The sequence below is a fragment of the Clostridium sp. ATCC 25772 genome, assembly GCF_001573875.1.
Classification (GTDB): domain Bacteria; phylum Bacillota; class Clostridia; order Clostridiales; family Clostridiaceae; genus Clostridium_J; species Clostridium_J senegalense.
Genome location: NZ_LFRG01000111.1, coordinates 1 through 1,319 on the forward strand (window position 1 = coordinate 1; position 1,319 = coordinate 1,319).

3 protein-coding genes are annotated in these 1,319 nt (G+C 34.2%); 2 read left to right on the plus strand and 1 reads right to left on the minus strand.

The window, feature by feature from the left end:
* On the minus strand, positions 1–320 hold a 320-nt coding region (locus AZI32_RS16990), incomplete at its 3' end, for an SIMPL domain-containing protein (protein ID WP_157450965.1).
* A 591-nt stretch (positions 321–911) separates the two neighbouring features.
* On the opposite strand from AZI32_RS16990, the gene AZI32_RS18985 reads away from it, so the two are divergent.
* On the plus strand, positions 912–1,118 hold the full coding sequence (locus AZI32_RS18985; RefSeq protein WP_242865320.1) for an RHS repeat-associated core domain-containing protein: 207 nt from the start codon (positions 912–914) through the stop codon (positions 1,116–1,118).
* A partial coding sequence (locus tag AZI32_RS18990; RefSeq protein ID WP_242865321.1) for a hypothetical protein occupies positions 1,088–1,319 on the plus strand: 232 nt, incomplete at its 3' end. The genes AZI32_RS18985 and AZI32_RS18990, both read left to right, overlap by 31 nt.

The window sequence follows — 1,319 nt, forward strand, 5'->3', positions numbered from 1 at the left end:
AATCTCATAGTATTATTTTCAAATTCAATTCTTAAGCTATTAGTAACCTCATATCCTACAAAAACTCTCCTATAATTTCCATTGGGATCAGCAATATTTTCATATTTAGTGTCCACTCTGAAATTAGTAGTTTTTATATCTTTTTTATCAAAGCCTGCACTTCTTAAGCATGATCTTAATTCATCCAAGTCCCTACTAGCCGCATTCAGAGCTTCTTCATAGGTAGGTTTTACTGTAGTTAATATCATATTTATTTCTATTGTATCTGGTGGTACTGATGCTTTTCCTTTCCCTTTAACACTTATAACTCTGTCTTCCATAATACCCCTCCTAATTTAATAAGTTTATATAGTATAAATTTATTAAATTAAGGTATAAATATTACAAATAGCTGTGATATAAACAGAGTTCTTTGCTTCAGAGGGAGTTTTTACTCCCACTGAAGCTTACTAACAGACTTCTAAGTATCAGTATTTTTGATACTTAGAAGTCGTTGTCCTTTAGGGGAAATCGTTATCTAGGGACGTAGCCGCTCTTTACTCCCACTTTGAAGAAGATGGGAGTATTAGAGCTGGTAGTCATCGGATTAACAGAGTTCTTAGCTTCTTCGAAGGTTAGAAATCGTTATCTAGGGACGTAGTAGGCCTTAGTGAAGATTAGGGATACTAGCCATCAGATAAATTAGTTTACAATTATGGAGATAGTGGTTTAGTAGGCTTCACTTTAAATGGTGCAGAATACTTCTATGTTAGGAATGCACAAAGTGATATTATAGGAATATTAGATTCTAATGGAACTCAAGTAGTTTCTTATACCTACGACACCTGGGGTAAGTTAATATCTGTGAATTAAAAAGGAAACTCCTTTTCATATTCATTCAAATGAGTAAGTTCCACTAACCAAATTAAAATTTGGAGTGTCACTTAAAGTCATTAGGAGAAAAGAATCCTTATAGATATAGAGGATACAGATATGATACGGAGACTGGATATTACTATTTACAATCAAGATATTATAATCCTGAGTGGGGAAGATTCTTGAATGTGGATGGGTTAGTATCTACAGGACAAGGAATGTTATCCAGAATATGTTTGCTTATTGTGCTAATACCCCAGTAGGTTTTAAAGATCAGTCAGGTTTTGCACGTTGTATGTCAAATGAATATGGTGGTGGAGGCGGTTTTGGTGCCGCTGCTATTGGTGGTAGTGGAGTGTTAGCAGACACTGTAAAAGGAGCATGGTATGGCACTGTTGGAACAATAGGAGTTATTTGGAAAATTATAACTTTTTCTAGTAACAACAGTAAAAATGATAATTCTA